The following is a 16,161-nucleotide window of genomic DNA, read 5'->3' on the forward strand; positions in this document are numbered from 1 at the left end:
AGAAGAATGACTGAGTCAAAGAGTTGAGTCAAAAAATCAACCGTAGAAGCTTGGTTTTAGAGAACACGAGCTATTGTAGAAAGTTCTTGCAATTCAAAGGGTGACGTAGCTTGCCGCTCCAGAGCTTACCAAGCCGACCAACCCGTTCCACCAGCCTTTAGGTCACGTGCGTTAGTTACGGCATCCCCGTAAGGTCCGCTTGGTCCGCAAGGCAGACATAGTGATGATTTTGAAGAACGACCGCTTTTAGCGAAAGCTGCCTTTGAAGATGGAGTGCAGTTACAGACCTATCGCTCGGTTTTAGTGAACTTAAGTTCACCGGTTGTTTTAAGAAAACTGAACCTACAGCAGGAATTGAAAGCTGGTGTCGCATAGATGTGAGCCCCTTTTGTGAACACGGCCTAGTCGGAAATAACTTCTATCAGTTGATTGATTAGCCAGATGTGTAGAGGACTATTGGCGTCTCGAATATGACGAACTGCATGGAGTTTGAATATTCCCCCTGCGATCGGTAGGGGTCGGTGGGATATATCGAACCTCCGAATGTTGTTATTTGCGGCCCGCTTAGGCAATGTCATCACAAGGTCGGAGCTTTCCACAATCGAAAGAGCGGAAAAAAGAGAAGGCACAATCGTCTGAATGTTTCTTCTAAACCCCTGAAGTTGCAGAGCTTGGTCGACCAAGTTTCTAGTAGGACCATGCGGTGAAATGAGCAGGTGGTTCGCACTGGCTATTCGTTCAAATGTCAAATCTTCCTCCAAAAGAGGATGACCCTTGCGACCTACAAGCACGTAATCTTCTGAAAAGAGCTCTTCTGAAACAAAGTGATTTTCACTTTTTGCCGGAAAGTCGAAATATCCTATCGCGAGATCAATGCGCCCCTGCGTCAGGGCCTGAAGAGCTTCGTCGTTGAATAATGAAAATGCGTGGATATTGATGCCCGGACTCACCTTGCGCAGCTTCGCAACCAGCGGCGGAATTACCCCGGTCAGCTCGTAGTCAAATGCGCCTATCTTCAAGTCGGTGGAAGTAGAACTCGGTTCGAATTCATCGGCACCTTCTAATGTTTGTGAAATGAGTCGAACAATTCTGCGAACTTTCGGTTCCAATTCGTGCGCTAAAGCAGTTGGTTCTAGCCCATGCGCGCGCCTTAGAAACAGCGGGTCATCATAGAGTTTTCGAAGACGCTTTAAGGCATGGCTGACGGCAGGTTGGGTCAGCCCCATCTCGCGCGCGACGGCCGTGGCCTGCCTGTGGCGCATCGCCCCGAGAAACACCAGGAGTATGGTGGTGTCGACAAGTCTGAGATCAATTTGATTTATATCACTCATAGAATGAATTCATTATTCCGAAAGTGGCTGACCGTCTAGCCTTATCTCAATCGTATGCACGGCGATTCCGGGAGGGATAGATGGCGGAAATCCAACTTCGCAACATTGGCAAGCGTTGGGGCAGCTTCATTGGGGTGGACAATTTCGACCTTACGATTGCGGACAAGGAGTTCTTAGTCCTTCTGGGCCCTTCGGGCTGCGGCAAAACCACAACCATGCGGATGATTGCAGGACTCGAAGACGCCAGCGAAGGCGACATTTTGATCGATGGCCTGCGGGTAAATGAAATGGAACCAAAGGATCGCGATGTGGCGATGGTGTTCCAGAGTTACGCGCTTTACCCGAACATGAACGTTTATGAGAACATTCGCTTTCCGCTGAAAGTGCGCGGCGTCGATCCAAATATCCATGACGAAAAGGTGCGGCGAGCCAGCGCGATGGTTGAGTTGGATGACTTCCTACATCGGAAGCCTGCTGAACTATCGGGTGGACAGCGGCAGCGTGTGGCGTTGGCTCGGGCAATTGTACGTGAACCAAACGTTTTCCTGATGGACGAACCTCTTTCGAATCTGGATGCGAAGCTTCGGGTTTCGACGCGGGCGCAGATCAAAAACCTGAGCCACGAACTGGCGGTGACCACCATCTATGTAACCCACGACCAGATTGAGGCGATGACCTTGGCGGATCGGGTTGTGATCATGAAACAGGGTGTTGTGCAGCAAGTGGGTACACCTGTTGAGATCTACGACAGCCCCGCCAACGCTTTCGTCGCCAGCTTTATCGGCAACCCTGCAATGAACCTGATGGATGGCGATATGTTAGGTGGAACTTTCCGCGCACAACATGTCGACGTGCCGGGATTGAGTGCACCAGATGGCAAGGTCACCCTTGGCTTCCGGGCCGAGGACGCCAACGTCGTCGAAATCGGCGGTCAGATCAACGCTCCAATCTACACGATGGAACTCCTGGGTGACGCGACCATGGTTTCGGTTCGCATCGGCGGCGCGCTTGTCTCGGTAAAAGCAGACAAATCTTACCGTGCCGAGATCGGTGAAATTGTTTCGATCAACGTCGCCCCTGAACACTTCCATCTGTTTGATCAGAAATCTGGAGCACGCATCGGAAGCTGACACATAGCACATTCCGAAACAGCCGAGAAACCGGGTGCAAAGTTACAAGATGCGCCCAACATCAAAGGGAGAAAACACATGCTCATCAAAAAACTATTCGTTGCTGGAGCAATGGCAGGACTAATGGGGACGACTGCTTACGCGGCAGATTGCGGCCCGTCTGATCAGTCCATCCGTATACTTGCGAGTGATTTTCCCGCCATTCACGCTGTGGCGGGCACCGCAGAAGGAAATTGCGCCGAAGCAGCCTCAGAGTTTTCGCGCAATCATACGACCGAAGCCCGGCAGATCATGAACGCGGCGCTCACTCCGGATCCTGCCGAATACACCAGCGTAATTGTAGCCAATTCAACACTGACACAATTGATGAATGATGGACTGGTCCGTCCGCTGAACGATCTAATCGAAAGCCACGGTCAGAATATTCCCGACAATCTAAAGATCGCCATTGACGGCAATGTCATGGCCATTGCTTTCATGGCTAATGCGCAGCACCTGTTCTCACGCTCCGACATTCTGGCGCAAGTGGGGATCGACAGCGCTCCGAGCACCTATGACGAGGTGATTGAAGCTGCAAAGGCGATCCGGGATGCCGGAATCATGGAATATCCCATCGTCATGAACCTGAAGACCGGCTGGAATGTAGGCGAGTCCTTTAATCTGGTCTTTCTTGCACACGGTGGTGAGTTCTTCAAACCCGGCACCGCCGAACCAACTGTCAACAGCGAAGCTGGTATTGCTGCCTTGGAAACACTGAAAGCGATGGTGGAATACGCGCATCCAGACCATCTTACGCAAGCCTCGAACGAAACGCAGGGACTTTGGGAAGCTGGCGAGGCCGCACTTGGTATCATGTGGGGGTCTCGTGGCGCGCCAATCCTCGACGATGAAGGGTCAAGCGCGGAAGTTACATCGAATACAGTTCTATCCGCTGCGCCCTCAGTTGAACCGGGTGGCATCCCCGGAGCAACACTATGGTGGGATGGCTTCACAATCTCCACGAATGTATCTGACGCTGAAGCAGAAGCGACATTCGCTGCACTGGCAAGTGCGTTGACGCCGGAAATGGTCGCGGCCAACAACGACGACGCTGTTTGGTTGCTCGAAGGATTTACGCCTGGCCCAGCGGCAGCTGGTGTTGCGGCAACTGTTCAAGGCGGGGCGCAACCGTACCCGATGCTTCCTCAGATCGGATTGCTGCACGCTGCATTGGGTTCCGAGCTGTCGGACTTCCTAAAAGGTGACGAAAGCGCCGAGAAGGCGCTTGCCGATGTTGAGGCAGCATACAGGACAGCGGCGAAAGAAGCGGGCTTCCTTCAGTAACTCCCCTGATCGAGCGCGCGAGGGGGGTACTTGTAAGCCCCCCTCAACCTAACACCCACCGACGGGGACATTTGACATGAAGCATCGCACATTCTTCTGGTTCATCCTGCCAACTCTTTCAGCAATGATTTTGTTCATCGCTCTGCCAATTGTTTCTGTCTTTATCCAATCGCTTTTCGTTCAACACGAACAGGTTCTGGTTGTTTCGGAAAATTGTGGACCATTTGGATGCAAGGAGTCCACCTCGGTCGATCTTGAGGCGACACAGAAACTTCGTGATGAAGCACCTTTAGGCAAGTTCAATGGATTGGGTACCTATACAAACCGCTCGCACTTGGCCTTTGCCGAAATTGGCGAGGCTTGGGCAAACACCGAGACAATGGGCGAGTTCTGGCGAGAGCTGGGTGACCTGCCATTTTATAATGCTCTCACCTTTACCTTAGCATACACGTTCATAGTAACGCCGATGGTCCTGATCCTCGGTATGGCCGTAGCGGTGGGTGTGAACACCCTGCCGCGCAAGCTCAAGGGCGCAGCGATCTTTGTCTCACTCTTGCCCTTCCTTGTCACACCGCTGGTCGGCTCGCTGATCCTGTTCTGGATGGTGGATGGCGACGGTGTCATCGGCGCAACCATTCAAAACATCTTCAATGACCCGAACCTCAGCTTGAAAGCTTCCACCGGTCTCATGTGGTTCATGCTTATGGTATATGGTGTCTGGCACACTTTGCCTTTCAGCTTCATCACATTTTATGCCGGGCTACAAACGGTTCCCGCGGACACAATGGAGGCCGCGCAGATCGACGGAGCCTCGAAGTGGCAACGCTTGATCTACGTCGTGGTGCCACATCTGATGCCACTCGTGACCTTCGTGACACTGATGCTGATCATGGACAATTTGCGGGTGTTTGAACCGATCGTGAGTTTCTCTGCCGAGGCCCACGCCCGGTCACTGAGCTGGATTATCTTTAACGACCTGCGCGAAAGCGGCAACCCACTATACGGTTCGGCCGGGGCAACGTCTTTGATCACAATCTTCTTGGTTGTCATCCTGATGATGCCGGTACTCGTTCGCACTTGGCGCGATTTCACGCGCAAATCTCACTGAGGACAAGATCATGGCGAGAAAAGCAGAAACACGCATGACCCCACTGAAACTGTTCTCCTTCACGATGGTAGGGTTATGGCTGCTTATCGCAGCGTTCCCCTTCCTTTGGACCTTCTGGGGAAGTTTCAAGGTGCAAGCCGATTTCCTGTCCAAAGCGGATTGGATGAACGCCGTGCGAGGGACCAACACACTCGAACAAACCGGCAGCACATTCACTGGACAAGGCTATTACGGCGCGTGGGTGACGGAAGATTTTTGGTTCAACTTTAAGAACACCAGCATTGTCGTGTTCTTTACAGTCGTCATTTCCCTGACGTTCGGCACGCTTGGAGGCTATGCGCTGGCGCGCTCGGGTTTTCGGTATGCATTTTGGATTCTCATGGCCGCACTCGTGTTTCGTGCCATGCCACATATAACATTGGTTTCGGGTTATCTGTTGTGGTTCTTCGAGTGGAATGTCTGGGGCATATTGCCGACCACAATCATAGTGTTGGTGGCAATAAATCAACCCTTTACCCTTTGGATGTTGCATTCGTTTTTCAAGAACATCCCTAAAGACATGGACGAGAGTGCCATGGTCGACGGTTGTACACGTTTTCAGGCCTTCAGACACGTGATTGTTCCCGTGATGTGGCCTGGTGTAATCACCACCGGTTTGTTCAGCTTTCTGCTGGCGTACAATGATTTCACCGTCGCCGTGATGCTTCTCAGCGAAGAGAACGAGACGATAATCCCCGCAATCAACAGCTTCATGGGGACCACTCAAGTCGAAGGCAAGGTAATGTATGCGGTTGCCGCCGTGGTATCCGCAACAGCACCGCTATTTGTCCTGATCCTATTCTTCCAGCGCCAAATCGTAAGCGGTCTGACCGCTGGAGCAGTCAAAGGCTAATACTATGAACGACGCTAGTCCCGTCTCAGACAGACACACGCGAAACAAGGCGATCTTGGAGCCTCTTCGAAATGCGATGGTCAATTTTGATCTAAGTAACGTTCGCTCGGCCATTGCCGATATCTTTACGGCAGATGCGGTCATACACATGCCGCACCCGTTTGGTGATTTTTGCAGCCCGACGGACTTTTTCGACGCCTGCTATGTGCCACTTTTCGAAGCACTGCCCGACCTTGAGCGTCGAGATTGGATTGTAATGGCAGGCCGGACCGAGCGGGGGGATGATTGGGTCGGATGCGGCGGCCACTACGTTGGCACCTTTGTAGGGCCGTGGTTGGACATACCGCCAACCGGGCACCTGACACATATGCGTTTTCACGAGTTCTATCGGATTGTGAACGACAAAGTTGTCGAAATTCAAACCCTTTGGGACATTCCGGAAGTGATGATGCAAGCCCAGGCTTGGCCGATGGCGCCGTCATTGGGGCTAGAGTTTTGCATACCGGGCCCCGCCACAAACGACGGCATCATACCCGGACCGTGGGACGAAGTGAAGGCGAACGCATCCTGCGACCACATCGTTACAATGCTGAAGCATATGAAAAAACACCCGAGTCAGGGCGGTCCCGAAAAGATGGAAATGCCGCGTTTCTGGAGCGAACGCGTCAACTGGTACGGCCCGGCCGGAATTGGCACAGCCCGAGGCATCGCTGGTTTCCGCAATTGGCATCAGATCCCGTTTCTGAATGGGATGCCGGATCGCGGCCGATACGTAGATGAAATAACCTATCACTTCTTCGGTGACGGCAACTATGCAGCCGTGACCGGGTGGCCGAATATGATCCAAACCGTGACCAACGATGGGTGGATGGGTATTGCACCCACGGGTAAACGCATCACCATGAAATCATTGGATTTCTGGCGTCTGGAAAACAATAAGATTCGGGAAAACTGGGTCATGGTTGACCTTCTGGATGCCTATCAACAACTCGGCGTGGACGTTTTTGCGCGATTGCGTGAATTCAACAAGGTGCGCGTTCCGGGTCGACTATCCTTCCCGATTGGAGACGCTTGATGCCGTCATACCAAGGACATTAGACATGAACAGTTTTGACCCAAAGTTTGTCGATTTGCCCGACTATATCATCAGCATCACGAAAGAACTGTGGGAAGACCGCCGCATCGTCAAACTGCACGACTATTACGCCCCAGAGGGCGGCAACCTGACTTTCTCCGCGAGTGCGAACACAAAGTAAGCTACGAATGCAAGCTGACGTTCAGTTTGAGGGATTGACGATCTTGGCTCTGCATCGTCGCGGGTCGGCTCCGAGCCCTTTTCGGTCATTGGAATCGGTTGGGGTTTCTGCACCGGCATTGGACCGCTTCCATTTGGAAACCTTAGTTTTCCAATTCACTGTTATGCGAATTGAGTGGGCTGTCTTCCGCTACTATTCCTTGCCCATATTTTGCGGCAATGCGTTCCATGGGAGTGGATTGCCGATACGTCGCGAAATGTTTCTGCACAAAGGCTTTCATTTTGGGATCAATATTACTGCCCTTTACATAGACGAATTCGATTGCATGTTGAACACTTGTCCTATTCATCAACTTCGCCAGCTGTCGACCGTTCTGCGTCTCGATGTGCCTCATTGTACTAATGTCCTGTGTTGCCACAAAAAGGTTAGTTGGGCCGATGGGCACTACAATGGCTGGATCTGGCTCAGCGAATGTCGGATTCATCCACACCGGACGATCAGAAGTAATCAACGGGATGCCAGTGCTTTCGACGTTGAGAACCTTCCAGAACATATTATTGATGAACCCGCCAATACGCGGATTGTCTATGAATTGAGGCAGGCAACGAATTATCCGATCAACCTCGTGCGGATCAAGGTTGCCTAAGTACTCATCAACGTTGTCCGGCGCACCTTCTGGGCGAATTTTTTCGTATGCTTCTTTCAAGCCGGGAGTAATTTTCTCACTCGGTTCTTTGACTAAAGACTTGAGTTGTTCAATTTCGGATGGCGCCCTGATCAACAGTGACCATATGAAACGCGACCATGCAGTTCTATCCCGAGGATCCCACTTAGATTCTGGCAGCCTCTGTTCGAGCAGTTCAATAGCCTTGGCGGCTTTATCATCCAATGGCTTCATGAAAACTTCTTCCATCACAGGGTTAGGCGGCCCGTCGGGCATTCTCATGGAATAAAGGTGTGGTTTGTACCCAGTTCCTTTAGGCGAGAAGGGCTTTCCTTTCACTTCACCCCCATGAGAGCGACGGAATCTTAATACCTCCCCATCCTCTCCCGCCCAACGCTTGAGGTAAAACTTTGGGAGGTAATGATGTTTGACAGGTCTGCTCATGACTAAATCTCAATAACGTGAGGAACTTGCAGCGAGCATAGTTAAACCTCGATTCACGTGGCAACACCAAAGATTGCTCGCCACTAGTAACAGCCTTGATGAACGAAGTTGCCGTTCATGACACCCTATGCTGCAGGCGCAGCGAAGGTCTGCTTGGTGGCCTTATTGCAGTTCGACAGAATGGCACAACTGCAATTGGCGGCAGGCTTTCTTCCTCACCGTTTTCCATTTTTGAGCCAGCGGGATTTGGACAAGCCTATCGCCTTTCACCGACAGGGTAAGGGCGCGGCCCTCCCCCTCCCGCGTTCGCCTCGTCGCAGATCCCCAGGAACAGGCGGCTTCGCCGTCTGGTCTGCAAATCAGCCCTGATTTCCGAAAGGGCAGTCGGATCAAACCAAACTGACTGCGAGAGTATGAAATGCGGGCGGCGTGTTGGTTGATGACGCAAAGGTCAAAATTAACTGATGTCCAACGTTGGGGGTGCCTTCCAATGTCGAACGTTCATCCCGATTCTGGTCCAACTGTGACGGTTGGGTCAGGTTCGTGTGACGTTCAACAGCGAAAAAGTGGCGGACCGAGGAGGATTCGAACCCCCGACCCCTTGATTCGTAGTCAAGTACTCTATCCAGCTGAGCTATCGGTCCGCGTTGGTGAGGCGGTATTTAGACCTGAGGCCACGGGCGTGCAAGCCGATTCTTCAAAAAAACTTCAAAAAGTCATATCACCGCGTGGGAGCCTTATTTCAAAGGTGGTTCCCTCGGGTCCGGTGGTTTTCAGGAACAACTCCCCGCCATGGCCACGCACCAACTCTTGCGAGATAGCCAATCCTAAACCCGAGCCGCCTTTACGCACCCCCCCCTGAAAGGGTGTAAACAGATTCTCTTGGGCTTTTGGCGGAAGACCCAGGCCCGTATCGCTGATTTCGATACACCAATCCTTTTCCTGCTCGGAGGCGTTTACAGAAATGCGACCCGGTTTTCCAGAAGTAGACAGCGCCTGTCGTGCATTGCGTACGAGGTTCATAATGACCCTGAAAATCTGCTCGGGGTCAGCACGGACAACAAGATCTTCGGGCACTTCATTTACGATCTCAACACAGGCAGTCGCCAGCGCGAGCCTCTCGCTGGTGGCAACATCCTCGGCAATCTCTCGCAGGCGCAACTTGGTCAGTGTCGGAGCGGGCTCCTCCGCGCGACCAAAGGCCAGTGTGCTTTCGCATAATGAGACGGCGCGGGTGATCGAATTGACAAGTTTTGGCGCCATACGAGCCACCAGCGGGTCATTACTCGCCTCAATCCGGTCGGTAAACAGCTGGGCCGAAGTCAGAATGTTGCGCAAATCATGGCTAACCTTTGCCACTGCTCCTCCCAATTGCGCCAGGCGTTCGCGTTGCTTCAAGGCTTGTGTCAGATCAGTTTGAAGCATCTGCAAGGCCTCTTCGGCTTCGCGCAGTTCCGTCACCTTGGAATTGGGTGAGATAATTCCGCGCGCGTCCTCGGGTGCGCTGGCGTATCGTTGCATATAGCCGACCACACTTTTGATCGGGCGTACCAGAACCACACGCACGGCAAGAAACAGGAATGAGGCGGTAATGATAGAAATCACAAAGGACAGGCCCAAAATGCGAAGCCCGTAATCCGTCATCGCCATTCGCAACGGGTCGCTATCCATTGTTACTTCTATCAGCAGGCCAGCATCCTTGACTGGCGCGCCTAGAACGCGAATGACCTCGTTTTCAGGTGTAAACAGCCGCAGAGTCGCGTCGCGGATCAGCACCCAGGCGCTGGCATCGCGCAGATCGAAGGTTTTGGAGATCCGATCCGGGATGGGTGAAGACAGCATGAGCTGGCGCACTTCGTCGCGGCGCAGCACGACGTTGTAAACACCCGCATTGACCAGCAGTTCTGCCTCAAGCTCGTCGGCCAGCATATCATCAGCCAGCAACGCCAACGAAGCGATCTGGGCACGCTCGAGCCGGTTCAGCAGGAAATCTTCACGAAAGCGCGCGATCGATGGCACAAAGATCAGAACTTCGGCCAACATCACGAAGACCGTCGTCAGGATCAGAAATCGGCCCGACAGCGAGTTCACTTTGCGCTCCTCCTTAGGTCAGGGAATCCAGCGCTGGACGAATCTGACCACTTTCTTAACCGTTTGATTCTCAAACAGCCTTGGCGTGAAATAGGCACCCGCCACCCGTTTGTTAAGCTCTCCGATCGTCGGATAGGGCGAGACCATGGCAGCGATCTGCCCCATCTTTAGGTTATTTGCGAGCGCCAGCGACCACAAGTTGATCAGTTCACCGGCTTGGTGCCCTACGATTGTTGCACCGACGGGGCGACTTTTAACCACCATCACCTTGATAAAGCCTTTCGTTTTCCGTTCGGAAATCGCCCGGTCATTATGGTGATAATCGAAACGGGCAAATTCCACCGCGTCTCCGTGTTGGGCACGCGCTTGCGCTTCGCTGAGCCCCACCTGTGCCAGTTCCGGGTCGGTATATGTCGCCCAGGGGATATGTGCTGTCTTCGCCTTTGACGGTAACCCGAACAGGGCTGAGCGTATGATAACCCCAGCCTGATAGCCTGCCACATGGGTAAATTGCAGACCACCTGCGACATCACCGATGGCATAAACCTTGCGGTTGGTAGTTCGCAGTGAGTCGTCGACCTTGATACCGGTGCGAGTACGCTCAATCCCGGCAGCTTCAAGATTTAGGCGATCAACGTTGGCCTTGCGCCCAACGGCAAGCAGTAAATGTGAACCAGCGTGAATCTCTCCATTCTCGGTCACGACCTCTATGACGCCCGCATTGTCTCTGATCTGAGCCACCATGGCGTTTTCATGAATCGCGACGCCTTCCGCCTTCAGGCTGTCCAACACGATGGTTGCGGCTTCGGGGTCGTCTTTGCCCAGCGCCTTTAGGCCTTCTATCACCGTGACCTTACAGCCTAGACGGATATGCGCCTGCGCCATCTCCATGCCGATCGGGCCGCCACCGATGATCAGCAGATGCGCGGGCTTGTCGCGCAGGTCGAAGATAGTCTCATTGGTAAAATAGGTGACCTGATCCAGACCCGGCAATGGTGGCACCAGCGGCGAAGACCCGGTGGCCACAACAACGCGGCGGGCTGTGATCAGGTGATCGCCAGCCTGAACCTGTGTTGGCGATATAAAGCTACCGTATTCCCGGATTACCTTGACACCAAAACCCTCGAAACGCTCCTGACTGTCCATCGGTTCGATCTGAGCAATCACGTCATGCACATGATCCTTTGCAGCGGCATAGTCGACCTGCGGCGCCACGTCCGCGACCCCATAGGCCGAAGCGTGTGCTTGCCCATGTGCCGCCTTACCGCTGGCAATCAGGGCCTTGGATGGAACGCAGCCAAAGTTCAAGCAGTCGCCGCCCATCTTGTGCCCCTCCAGAAGGACGACATCCGCCCCCATCTGGCTGGCCCCGGCCGCCACAGACAATCCACCCGACCCGGCACCTATCACCAGGATATCGGTCTTTAACTCTTGCATGAATCAAGTGTCCTTTCGGCCACGGAGGGATTTGACAAAAATCGGCAGCGCCGCCAGAACACACAAGCCGATGATGGGCCCAATGACAAACGGCTCCCACAGCAACGAAACATCCGGCGTCTCACCCCGGTCAAATACCCCCCCGAGTCCGACGCCAATCCAGGTATAGACGATGCCACCTGGAATAATGCCCAGCGCAGTTGTGATCAGGAAGTTCCGAAACTTCACCCCAACCAATGCAGGCACCAGATTGGCCACGAAGAACGGCACAACAGGCACCAGGCGCAACAGGAAGAGAACCGAGATCTCATTCTCACGCAGGCCGTTTTTCAGTTTCTTGACCGTCCCCTCCGAGGATTCCAGCCGCGCCGTGAGTGACTCGCCCAACCCCCAGCGTGCCGCAAGGAAGATGGCCGAGGCCCCGATCGTTGCTGCAACAACATTGAACACGGTCCCGGCGAAGAGACCAAACAGGAAGCCCCCGGTCATCGATGCCACCGCAGCTCCGGGCAATGAGAAGGCCACGATCACGATGTAAATGCCAATAAAGGCAGCAACCATCGCCAAATAGTTGGCATCCCGCCACGCCAAAAGCGCCTCGCGGTTGTCGCGCAAGGTCTCAAACGTCAGGTAATCGCCCAAGGTAAAGAAACCCACCGCAGCGACGACGAGAATCACCAGCAAAGGGATATGACGCGCAGGTCCGCTGCGCGGGGTCTGAGTTGTATCACTCATTACAGTGTCCGGTTTGGTGCGTTTCATTCTGGCACCAACATGCGATGCCTTGGGCCCGCACAACAGGGACCTCACGCGGCGTTGATGTTTATGGCCCGGAATGTGACGAATTCGGGCAATAATACCTGCGACTTGAAACCTTTTGCTGGTGCCGGTTACAGAATTGTTGCAAAAGGCGGCGAAACCCCCACCTAGGGGTTTGACTTAACTCCCGTGACCCAGTAGAGGACGGGCTTCGAACACTAGGGCCAGGCGAATCCGCGCCGCACCCGACCGCTATAGATTGGAGACGGAGCGATGAAACGCACCTATCAGCCTTCGAACCTGGTTCGCAAACGCCGCCACGGTTTCCGCGCGCGCATGGCTACCAAAGCCGGCCGCAAAATCCTGAACGCGCGCCGCGCACGTGGCCGCAAATCGCTGAGCGCGTAAACCGCTCACTGATCAGGTTATGAACATGACGCCGCCGGAGGCCCCTGAGGATGGTACAAACCAGCCGAGGGTCAAGCCCCCGGCGGCGTCCGTTTGCGCGCATGAAACTTTGACTGTTCTGCAGAATCGCTCTGATTTTCTTAAAGCAGCGCGGGCGAAACGGCATGGCACCGCCTCGATGATGGTGCAAGCGCGAAAACGCGGCACGGATGAAGCGACGGGTATTCGCGTCGGATTTACCTGTTCCAAGAAAGTCGGCAACGCCGTGGCCCGCAACCGCGCCAAGCGCCGATTGCGCGAGGCCGCGCGGGCAGTTCTTCCCATTCAGGGACGCGAAGGGTGGGATTACGTCCTAATCGGCCGTGCCGAGGTCACTGCCGCCCGGCCCTTTGAGGCACTGAAAGATGATCTGCGCTTTGCCCTGCGCAAAGTGCATAGCGGCAAATGACTCTGTTTGCCCATATCCTCGCCCTGCCGATCCGGGCCTATCGGTTGATCTTCAGCCCATGGGTTGGTTTCAATTGCCGATACCAACCAACCTGCTCGGCCTACGCGCTGGAGGCGTTGGAAAAACATGGCCCCATCAAGGGCACATGGCTGGCTGCGCGGCGCATTGGACGCTGCCATCCATGGGGCAGCGATGGATATGATCCGGTTCCCGACGACGAATAACGCTCACCCTTGCCCGGTTCACTCAACTGCGATAGGCCCGCCCCATGTTCGACGAAGCTGACGATATCCATCCGCTCTTTGCCGGGGCGCCCTCGACCACCGAGTTCAAGAAACTGCGCAAACGCATTGTGCGTCAGACGCGTGAGGCCATTGATCAATACGGGATGGTGGACCGTACTAATGATGGAAAAACGCCCCGGTGGTTGGTTTGTCTGTCGGGAGGCAAGGACAGCTATACCCTTCTGGCAGTGCTCCACGAACTAAAATGGCGCGGGCTGCTGCCTGTCGATTTGCAGGCCTGCAATTTGGACCAGGGTCAGCCGGGTTTCCCGGCCACTGTTCTTCCCGAGTTCCTCGAACGCATGGGAGTGCCGCATCGGATCGAATATCAGGATACTTATTCGATTGTGGTGGATAAGGTTCCCCAGGGCCGCACCTATTGCGCACTGTGCTCGCGTTTACGGCGGGGCAATCTCTATCGCATCGCGCGCGAAGAAGGGTGCACAGCGGTCGTGCTGGGCCATCACCGCGACGATATTCTTGAGACCTTTTTCATGAATCTGTTCCACGGGGGCCGTCTTGCGACCATGCCGCCCAAACTGGTCAATGAAGAGGGGGATCTGTTTGTCTATCGCCCCCTCGCCCATGTGGCCGAGGCGGATTGCGAGAAATTTGCAAAGGCGATGAACTATCCCATCATCCCATGTGATTTGTGCGGCAGCCAGGACGGGCTGCAACGTCAACAGGTCAAACAGATTTTGGACCAGTGGGAAAAAAATGCGCCAGGGCGACGTCAGGTGATGTTCCGGGCGCTGACAAATGCCAGACCGTCGCACCTGCTTGACCCGAAACTTTTTGATTTTATGAACCTTTCGACCGAACAGATTCAAAACGACGAAAATTCGGCGGAAATTCCCAAGTTGCGTTAACGAGTGACTCAGATAGATTTCCTACGGTTGGCCTGCGCGATCCTTGCCCAAGCCAAAGGCCGTAAAACCGATGCGGAAATTTCTCTCTGTTGATAAATGTCTCGATCTGTTGCGAGTTATCCTGACCGGACCACAGGTCCTGGCCTTTTTGCCAGCCATCTGTCTGGCAGCGTTCTGGTTGGGTGGTGAACGTGCCCTTTTCATGGCGGCGCTTGGCCTGCCGCTTATGTTTGCCGCAACCGGAATATGGGGCAGCCGATCCTACACTGCCCATAGCGCGGGAATACGCCCCAGCGGCCTGGTGACTCATCATGTTTTTCAATCCGAACTGCAGATTTTGAATGAGTCTGCGCGTAGCCGAGGCGAGAATGCCGCCTGCATCGCTATAGCTCTGGACGATTTTGCTGACCTTCTGGATCTGCACGGGCAGGCCGCAGCCGATCATGCAAAACAGCAATTCCGCGATCGCGTTCTTTCGATCATTCGCAATCATGACATCTTTTGCCAGATTGACCAAAATCGGTTTTTGATTGGTCTTAATCCTTCACCGCATCTGGATCTCGAAGCCTGCATTCAAATGTCAGGCCGCCTGCAAAGCGCCGTCGAAGAACCGCTCTTTTTAAACGGAGTTGGCGTGTATCAGTCCTGCTCGATCGGGTTTTGTCTACTGTCGGATCTGCGCCAGGCTGAAGCTGATGAATGGATAGGGGCCGCCACGGCTGCCCTTGCCGAGGCCCAGAGAAGCGGGCCTTCGACAATCCGCGCCTATTCAACGGCAACCCGCCGGCGATCTCTGGTTCGAGCCAACTTGCGCAAAGAGTTCGAGGCTGCATTGGACAATGGGGAAATCCGGCCCTGGTTCCAGCCTCAAGTGTCCACTGACACCGGCAATATTACCGGGTTCGAAGCGCTTGCACGGTGGGAGCATCCTGGCAAAGGTGTGCTTGGCCCTCAGGTATTCTTGCCCTTCGCAGAACAAGCCGAACTGATGGAGCGGTTGGGTCAGGTCATGCGCCACCACGCTTTCGAGGCCCTGCGCACTTGGGATAGCGCCGATGCGATCATTCCTCGGATAGGTATCAATTTCTCGTCTGATGAACTTCGCAATCCCAACCTGATTGATCGATTGAAGTGGGAACTGGACCAGTTTGAACTGACACCAGACAGATTGGCGGTCGAGATTCTGGAAACCGTGTTCTCGCGCCGACCCGATGACGTGATAACGAGAAACGTGACAGACATGGCGGCTCTTGGGTGTTGTATCGATCTGGATGATTTTGGAACCGGTCATGCCTCGATCGCGTCAATCAAACGATTTGACGTTTCGCGCATCAAGATCGACCGGACCTTTGTGGCAAAATCCGACCAGGATCCCAGTCAGCAGCAGCTTGTCAGCGCGATTCTGACGATGGCTGAAAGGTTGAATCTTGAGACTCTTGCGGAAGGTGTCGAAACCCCGGGTGAACACGCATTGATGCCACAGTTGGGCAGCAATCACGTGCAGGGGTTCGGGATTGCCAAACCGATGCCGTTCGAACAGACGATGCAATGGATCACTGCCCATCGTAATCAGCTTAAAGGCGCGCCCAGGATCGGCGGCAAAATGGGATGAAATCGGTCATTTCATTGCGCCAAATCCGTTACTGCGGCGATTTATGAGGCGATTCCGCTTGACCTTTGGGGCTGCACTCTGTTGAACCCACCGGGTGTGTTTCAC

Annotated in this window: 16 protein-coding genes and 1 tRNA gene; 11 read left to right on the forward strand and 6 right to left on the reverse strand. The window is 54.1% G+C overall.

What is annotated here, in order from left to right:
* Window positions 1-401 precede the first annotated feature (401 nt).
* Entirely contained in the window at window positions 402-1,331 is a 930-nt protein-coding gene (locus tag ACR0JR_RS16805; protein WP_480457124.1) for a LysR family transcriptional regulator, read from the reverse strand.
* 80 nt (window positions 1,332-1,411) lie between these two features.
* Here ACR0JR_RS16805 and ACR0JR_RS16810 point away from each other — a divergent pair, with 80 nt between their 5' ends.
* The 6 genes from ACR0JR_RS16810 to ACR0JR_RS16835 all read left to right on the forward strand — a co-directional run bounded on the left by ACR0JR_RS16810 (window position 1,412) and on the right by ACR0JR_RS16835 (window position 7,040).
* Entirely contained in the window at window positions 1,412-2,461 is a 1,050-nt protein-coding gene (locus ACR0JR_RS16810; protein ID WP_480457125.1) for an ABC transporter ATP-binding protein, read from the forward strand.
* Window positions 2,462-2,539: 78 nt separating this feature from the next.
* Window positions 2,540-3,784, forward strand: coding sequence for an ABC transporter substrate-binding protein (locus ACR0JR_RS16815; protein WP_029622133.1), 1,245 nt, complete (start codon window positions 2,540-2,542; stop codon window positions 3,782-3,784).
* A 76-nt stretch (window positions 3,785-3,860) separates the two neighbouring features.
* Window positions 3,861-4,892, forward strand: coding sequence for a carbohydrate ABC transporter permease (locus tag ACR0JR_RS16820; RefSeq protein ID WP_480457126.1), 1,032 nt, complete (start codon window positions 3,861-3,863; stop codon window positions 4,890-4,892).
* Window positions 4,893-4,902: 10 nt separating this feature from the next.
* Window positions 4,903-5,784, forward strand: coding sequence for a carbohydrate ABC transporter permease (locus ACR0JR_RS16825; protein ID WP_010442720.1), 882 nt, complete (start codon window positions 4,903-4,905; stop codon window positions 5,782-5,784).
* Between the two features lie 76 nt (window positions 5,785-5,860).
* A complete protein-coding gene (locus ACR0JR_RS16830) occupies window positions 5,861-6,859 on the forward strand; it encodes an ester cyclase (protein WP_480457158.1) in 999 nt (332 codons plus the stop codon).
* A 25-nt stretch (window positions 6,860-6,884) separates the two neighbouring features.
* Window positions 6,885-7,040: a hypothetical protein gene (locus ACR0JR_RS16835; RefSeq protein WP_480457127.1), complete on the forward strand. Its 156-nt coding sequence runs from the start codon at window positions 6,885-6,887 to the stop codon at window positions 7,038-7,040.
* A gap of 142 nt (window positions 7,041-7,182) precedes the next feature.
* Here the strand turns inward: ACR0JR_RS16835 and ACR0JR_RS16840 are convergent, their stop codons facing one another.
* The 5 genes from ACR0JR_RS16840 to ACR0JR_RS16860 form a co-directional block, all read right to left on the reverse strand.
* The gene (locus ACR0JR_RS16840) at window positions 7,183-8,148 is read right to left on the reverse strand and encodes a DUF4238 domain-containing protein (protein WP_480457128.1); all 966 of its coding nucleotides are present in this window, start codon (window positions 8,146-8,148) and stop codon (window positions 7,183-7,185) included.
* A gap of 567 nt (window positions 8,149-8,715) precedes the next feature.
* Window positions 8,716-8,792, reverse strand: a tRNA-Arg gene (locus ACR0JR_RS16845).
* Window positions 8,793-8,856: 64 nt separating this feature from the next.
* Complete coding sequence (locus tag ACR0JR_RS16850) at window positions 8,857-10,239, reverse strand: sensor histidine kinase (protein WP_480457129.1); 1,383 nt, start codon at window positions 10,237-10,239, stop codon at window positions 8,857-8,859.
* 18 nt (window positions 10,240-10,257) lie between these two features.
* On the reverse strand, window positions 10,258-11,676 hold the full coding sequence (locus ACR0JR_RS16855) for a dihydrolipoyl dehydrogenase family protein (protein ID WP_480457130.1): 1,419 nt from the start codon (window positions 11,674-11,676) through the stop codon (window positions 10,258-10,260).
* 3 nt (window positions 11,677-11,679) lie between these two features.
* Complete coding sequence (locus tag ACR0JR_RS16860) at window positions 11,680-12,411, reverse strand: TVP38/TMEM64 family protein (protein WP_480457131.1); 732 nt, start codon at window positions 12,409-12,411, stop codon at window positions 11,680-11,682.
* 297 nt (window positions 12,412-12,708) lie between these two features.
* On the opposite strand from ACR0JR_RS16860, the gene rpmH reads away from it, so the two are divergent.
* The 5 genes from rpmH (at window position 12,709) to ACR0JR_RS16885 (ending at window position 16,056) form a co-directional block, all read left to right on the forward strand.
* Complete coding sequence (rpmH, locus tag ACR0JR_RS16865; protein WP_005980833.1) at window positions 12,709-12,843, forward strand: 50S ribosomal protein L34; 135 nt, start codon at window positions 12,709-12,711, stop codon at window positions 12,841-12,843.
* Window positions 12,844-12,868: 25 nt separating this feature from the next.
* Window positions 12,869-13,291, forward strand: a complete 423-nt coding sequence (gene rnpA / locus ACR0JR_RS16870) for a ribonuclease P protein component (protein WP_480457132.1) — start codon at window positions 12,869-12,871, stop codon at window positions 13,289-13,291.
* The gene (yidD, locus tag ACR0JR_RS16875; protein ID WP_010437166.1) at window positions 13,288-13,515 is read left to right on the forward strand and encodes a membrane protein insertion efficiency factor YidD; all 228 of its coding nucleotides are present in this window, start codon (window positions 13,288-13,290) and stop codon (window positions 13,513-13,515) included. Before rnpA ends, yidD begins: the two co-directional genes overlap by 4 nt.
* A 44-nt stretch (window positions 13,516-13,559) precedes the next feature.
* Window positions 13,560-14,444: a tRNA 2-thiocytidine(32) synthetase TtcA gene (gene ttcA / locus ACR0JR_RS16880; protein WP_480457133.1), complete on the forward strand. Its 885-nt coding sequence runs from the start codon at window positions 13,560-13,562 to the stop codon at window positions 14,442-14,444.
* 70 nt (window positions 14,445-14,514) lie between these two features.
* Window positions 14,515-16,056, forward strand: coding sequence for an EAL domain-containing protein (locus tag ACR0JR_RS16885; RefSeq protein ID WP_480457134.1), 1,542 nt, complete (start codon window positions 14,515-14,517; stop codon window positions 16,054-16,056).
* Window positions 16,057-16,161 lie beyond the last annotated feature (105 nt).

The organism is Ruegeria sp. AA3 (assembly GCF_056542905.1).

Bases quoted from the DNA above. Each gene is read 5' to 3' on its own strand.
- ACR0JR_RS16805 (WP_480457124.1), bottom strand. From the start codon at position 1,331: ATGAGTGATATAAATCAAATTGATCTCAGACTTGTCGACACCACCATA.
- ACR0JR_RS16810 (WP_480457125.1), top strand. From the start codon at position 1,412: ATGGCGGAAATCCAACTTCGCAACATTGGCAAGCGTTGGGGCAGCTTC.
- ACR0JR_RS16815 (WP_029622133.1), top strand. From the start codon at position 2,540: ATGCTCATCAAAAAACTATTCGTTGCTGGAGCAATGGCAGGACTAATG.
- ACR0JR_RS16820 (WP_480457126.1), top strand. From the start codon at position 3,861: ATGAAGCATCGCACATTCTTCTGGTTCATCCTGCCAACTCTTTCAGCA.
- ACR0JR_RS16825 (WP_010442720.1), top strand. From the start codon at position 4,903: ATGGCGAGAAAAGCAGAAACACGCATGACCCCACTGAAACTGTTCTCC.
- ACR0JR_RS16830 (WP_480457158.1), top strand. From the start codon at position 5,861: ATGGTCAATTTTGATCTAAGTAACGTTCGCTCGGCCATTGCCGATATC.
- ACR0JR_RS16835 (WP_480457127.1), top strand. From the start codon at position 6,885: ATGAACAGTTTTGACCCAAAGTTTGTCGATTTGCCCGACTATATCATC.
- ACR0JR_RS16840 (WP_480457128.1), bottom strand. From the start codon at position 8,148: ATGAGCAGACCTGTCAAACATCATTACCTCCCAAAGTTTTACCTCAAG.
- ACR0JR_RS16855 (WP_480457130.1), bottom strand. From the start codon at position 11,676: ATGCAAGAGTTAAAGACCGATATCCTGGTGATAGGTGCCGGGTCGGGT.
- ACR0JR_RS16860 (WP_480457131.1), bottom strand. From the start codon at position 12,411: ATGAGTGATACAACTCAGACCCCGCGCAGCGGACCTGCGCGTCATATC.
- rpmH (WP_005980833.1), top strand. From the start codon at position 12,709: ATGAAACGCACCTATCAGCCTTCGAACCTGGTTCGCAAACGCCGCCAC.
- rnpA (WP_480457132.1), top strand. From the start codon at position 12,869: ATGACGCCGCCGGAGGCCCCTGAGGATGGTACAAACCAGCCGAGGGTC.
- yidD (WP_010437166.1), top strand. From the start codon at position 13,288: ATGACTCTGTTTGCCCATATCCTCGCCCTGCCGATCCGGGCCTATCGG.
- ttcA (WP_480457133.1), top strand. From the start codon at position 13,560: ATGTTCGACGAAGCTGACGATATCCATCCGCTCTTTGCCGGGGCGCCC.
- ACR0JR_RS16885 (WP_480457134.1), top strand. From the start codon at position 14,515: ATGCGGAAATTTCTCTCTGTTGATAAATGTCTCGATCTGTTGCGAGTT.